At 54.1% G+C, this 4,182-nt stretch carries 7 protein-coding genes; 2 read left to right on the top strand and 5 right to left on the bottom strand.

Annotation, left to right across the window (positions count from 1 at the left end; genetic code table 11):
• Positions 1-278: 278 nt before the first annotated feature.
• The 4 genes from ACXJ5O_RS20310 to ACXJ5O_RS20325 all read right to left on the bottom strand — a co-directional run bounded on the left by ACXJ5O_RS20310 (position 279) and on the right by ACXJ5O_RS20325 (position 2,399).
• The gene (locus tag ACXJ5O_RS20310) at positions 279-494 is read right to left on the bottom strand and encodes a hypothetical protein (RefSeq protein ID WP_457301473.1); all 216 of its coding nucleotides are present in this window, start codon (positions 492-494) and stop codon (positions 279-281) included.
• A gap of 327 nt (positions 495-821) precedes the next feature.
• Positions 822-1,082: a hypothetical protein gene (locus tag ACXJ5O_RS20315; protein WP_457301474.1), complete on the bottom strand. Its 261-nt coding sequence runs from the start codon at positions 1,080-1,082 to the stop codon at positions 822-824.
• A gap of 193 nt (positions 1,083-1,275) precedes the next feature.
• A complete protein-coding gene (locus ACXJ5O_RS20320) occupies positions 1,276-1,728 on the bottom strand; it encodes a hypothetical protein (protein ID WP_457301475.1) in 453 nt (150 codons plus the stop codon).
• Complete coding sequence (locus ACXJ5O_RS20325; protein ID WP_457301476.1) at positions 1,725-2,399, bottom strand: SOS response-associated peptidase; 675 nt, start codon at positions 2,397-2,399, stop codon at positions 1,725-1,727. Before ACXJ5O_RS20325 ends, ACXJ5O_RS20320 begins: the two co-directional genes overlap by 4 nt.
• 748 nt (positions 2,400-3,147) lie before the next feature.
• On the opposite strand from ACXJ5O_RS20325, the gene ACXJ5O_RS20330 reads away from it, so the two are divergent.
• Both ACXJ5O_RS20330 and ACXJ5O_RS20335 read left to right on the top strand, forming a co-directional pair.
• Positions 3,148-3,273, top strand: coding sequence for a hypothetical protein (locus ACXJ5O_RS20330; RefSeq protein WP_281385831.1), 126 nt, complete (start codon positions 3,148-3,150; stop codon positions 3,271-3,273).
• Positions 3,274-3,344: 71 nt separating this feature from the next.
• Entirely contained in the window at positions 3,345-3,710 is a 366-nt protein-coding gene (locus ACXJ5O_RS20335) for a c-type cytochrome (RefSeq protein WP_457301477.1), read from the top strand.
• Positions 3,711-3,922: 212 nt separating this feature from the next.
• On the opposite strand, the gene ACXJ5O_RS20340 is transcribed toward ACXJ5O_RS20335, so the two are convergent.
• Positions 3,923-4,182: DUF982 domain-containing protein (locus ACXJ5O_RS20340; RefSeq protein ID WP_457301478.1), on the bottom strand; the 260-nt coding region annotated here is incomplete at its 5' end.

A 4,182-nucleotide genomic window follows, 5' to 3' on the forward strand; every position in this document is an offset into this window, starting at 1 on the left:
GCGTCGGCGCTGGCGGGTCATACAGCTGGGCCGATGACAAATACGCGCTCTATGGCGAAGTGTCGTTGAACACCAGCCTCAGCGACTTTGCCGACAGCTACAGCGTCAATGGCACGACCGGCTTCAAAGTGAAGTTCTGATCCCTGTGTATTCAAAGCGTCCGGCAGCATCTACATCTAGCCCGAGGCCAGCCTTGGAGTTCCTTCACCATAAATAGCCGGTATAGCTCGCACTTGGGCGGCCATCTGGATCATCATCGAACTCTATTCGCATAGGGATCATTCCCTGCGTATAATTTGGCCTTCATCCATCTCGAAGACGCCGCTGCCGCCGCCCTGGGAATGGAAATCTATTTCCAGCTCCCGCCATCTTCCAAGCACCCTGTCACATGAACTGCATTGAATCAGGGTGTGATCCTGCACGTCATCCGGTATGCGTAGATAGACCGTTCCGCACTTCGGACATTCAAGTTTGTGGTCGAGGCGTTTGTTCATCTGATGCCCTCCGACTTCCGCCTAATAAATTTTACGCTCAATTTTCATTGCTTCAATTGTATGTCTACTGGAGGACAATCGGAACGATCCTCTTGCTGACGTGTTGTCATCGAAATATCCACATTTCAGGCGGGTTGGGATGACCAAAAAGGGACAAATCCGAGCACCCGCCGAGGTATTCAAGCGCGGAAGTCGCCACAAGGACTTTGCGGAGCATATGCAAACCGGGCATAGCACTCCTGAGTCTGACGAGAGATTTCAGGAGCTCTTAGATCGGCTTAAATTAGCCGAGAAAAATCAAACGAAATGAAGCATCCGATATCTGTTTCACAGCGGTGAGCGTGGGGCCTGATTTTCAACAGCCTGGTCAGCCTCGTCCTGGGCCAGGATCTGCTCGCCTTGGGAGTCGCGCCAGCCTTTTAGGTAGGCAGCAGCGCGCGGCTTATTCGCCTGCCGCCATTTCCGAGACCTCGCCGCTGCTTTGGCTTTCTGCTCGGGAGTGGGCGGATTGGCGGACCGCCATTTACGCTGCCTTGCTGCTACCTTAGCCTTACTCTCCGCCCCAGTCACATCATCGCCTTTTGTCATGCGGGCTCCCTATATTTCTGCATCGCCTTTATGCTCGCCGCAATACCATTCCAGCCCATAGCGCTTGTCAAAACCGAACGATCCCCACGACGTACAGCCTTCGTGCATGCAGTAATGCTCAAACAGACCGGTTGGAGCTTTGTCTATGTGGGAAGGGTAAGCGGGTTTTTCGGGTGTTTCAGACATCGTTTCTTTAGTCAGCGCCTTCTAGTTTGATGAAGATTTTACCGTAGTTGCCCCAGGGAATGTCCTTACGCGCGGGAAAAACGAAATCGTCAGCTTTTCTGATACGCAGGTTTGACTCTGTATGTTTAACGTCGGCTTCAATACTGAGATGGTCGCTGTCTTCCGYGAAAAAGCAACAGCGTTCCCCTCCTTTCGTGAAATCCAGCAGTTGGACATCGTACCGACCGGATTGAAACGAAACCATGACCGATAGAGTCGTATTCAGGGTTACCAAACAGCTTTTATACCTCTCGCACGTCGATGAGCCATAAAAGATGGCGTTGTCGTCTCTCAGCAGTCCAACCTGCGCGATGTAGGTGCCACGCGTCGCATGGTCCGTGGCGTGGGCCGCGGTAGCGAACGGAAGCCATGCGACAAGGAAGATACCGACCAGGCTACGGCTGATTGCGATATCAATCATAATAGCAGCGGCTGCTCTTCCTCTGCCTTGGGTTGTGGCAAAACAATCAGTTCGTTATCGGGCAGGGGTCTTTGCAACGTCAGCGCTTCTTCAGCCGGCGCATTCATCCAGACATCGATTTCCTCGGAGGTGCGCAAAATGACTGGCATAGCCTGTTCATGGATCGGTTTGACGACGGCATTCGGGAAAGTCGTCAGAAACGCGAAAATGTCGGCTTGCATTGGACCTTCCTTTTTCTTCCGCACGCTGTACCAGCTCGTCCAGATGCCCGCGAACCAGAACAGCGGTTTGTCCTCATTGAGAGCAAACCAATGGAGTGGCTTTTTCTTCGTGACCGGATCCGGAACCTTGCCGTATTCCGAGAAGCTTGTCGCAGGAACAACGCAACGGTTTGCCGGACCAAGCCAGGCCTGCCAGTGCGGTGATTTCACGTTGCGGATATTCGTCACACCGTAGTCGACTTCGCTCTTGAGAAACTGTGGCGGCGTCGGCATGCCCCATCGGGCGATTGCCAGTTCACGGTCGCCATTAGCATCCTTGCGACCAATCGGTGCAGGATAGTCGGGAAAGACATCCATTTGCGGCGTCAGCCGGTTGGTCAGGTCGTTGAGCGGCATGAAAAGTTGCCGCATCGCTTCATGGGTGGTTGTGGCGTTGTAGAGATTGCACATGGCTCGATGATAATTGATCCATGGTTGTTCGCAAGCTGGCGGGTGCGGCATCTTCGGTCTTGACGAAATAGGACTAGGTTCTCATTTTGTTCTCATGACTCWGGCCATCAGAACATTGGGACAGGCGGCTCGCCATGGCATGCTGGTGCGAACCCGCTGCAGGAAATGCAACAAGACCGCGAGCTTCACTGCGGGCAGTCTGAGCGAGATGTTTGGCGACGGTCGTGAAATCAGAAGCGTAAAATTCAAGTGCAAGGATTGCAACTGCACCGATTGCGAAGTGCTACCGTACGAGGACATTTTTGAACGCAAGCCGAAGCCGCCCGTTACCAGCGAAAATGGCACCATCGGTGCGATGATCGATCACGGCTATACGATTTGGGTATTCTGTCGCAGACGAGGGTGCAAACACTCGCGAAAGATGGATCTGCAGATGCTGGCGAAAGAGCTCGGGAGAGACCACAGCGCCATGCACAAAGAACTGGCACCCAGGTTGAAGTGTTCGGCGTGTGGATCCAAGCAGCTTGGCCTGAGTGCCACGCCCTATTGAGGGGGTGGTAGGGCAGAGCGTGCCCGCATTGCTTGGTTCAACAGCGCCAGAGTAATCAATGGTCTCAATTGAGTTTCAACTTTTGCCGTTTTTCCGCCCGTTATTGCGCAGGTAAATTTGAAACGCTTGTTGATTTAAAACAATAATCTATCGGCCCGTCATCGGAGGTTTCAAGGCGAGATGCCGACTGGTTGACGTATGGAGCGGCGTTTCATCGACTTCGCCGACCTCATTCCCGCCGATGATGCGGTGCGCGGCGAGGCAAGCAGCGCCGCCCCGGCGAGTGCCGTGGCGCTGTTGGCGGGCAGCACTGCTGGCGAGTAAATTGCGCCAGCGTCACGGAACGACTTTGACCGGCAGACGTTGTGCCTCCGGCACCAGAACCGGAGAACGACATGAACACGCGCTTTTTCGCGCTGGGTCTCGTCGGCGGGCTGACGTGTCCTCTTGCGCTTGCCCAGGACGATGGTCAGACAGCTTTCAACAACAGCTGCCGCACTTGCCATACGATGAAGGAAGGCGACAACCGGCAAGGTCCGAACCTCGCCGGCATCGTCGGCCGCAAGGTCGGCTCATTGCCGGACTACAACTACTCGTCGTCGATGAAGCAGTCCGGCATCACCTGGGACGAGGCAAATCTCGACCAGTTCATCGCCAAYCCCGACCAAGTGGTAAGAGGCAACAGCATGAAACCCTATGGCGGCATTACCGATGCCGCGCAACGCAAGACGATCATCGAGTTCCTGAAGTCGGGCGACTAATTCCTTTCGGCATGAAAACGGTCGGCACAATGGGCCACAATTCGTTCCACATTTCGCGCCACATAGCATAGGAGAGAGGCGGGAAAATACAGCAAAAACAACAACCATACTGACCCTCGGAAGCCACCCGTCAGTACCATCTGTCCAGGAAATCTGTCGCTAACATTTTATGCCGATGGGACCGCCCAAGGTTTCGAGACGGTCCTGGCTAACTAAGCGGTCATAAGTCCGCCACCTGATTTCGCGTTCATTATCCAAGGCATCACCGAAGCGGGATCTTCAAGTATCTTTGCCTTTCGCGCAAAACCTTCGAAGGCCGCGTGGGCAACACTCAACGGTTTGTGACCATCAAACACTTCGCAGCAGGTCCGCCATGCAGTTTCATAAATGACATCGCGATGTGCGTCTGGCCAACTATCGAGGAATTCGATGGCGTCATCGAGTGTTGCAATTTCTCGGACAATCCTTGAAC

Source organism: Phyllobacterium sp. P5_D12, from assembly GCF_054049495.1.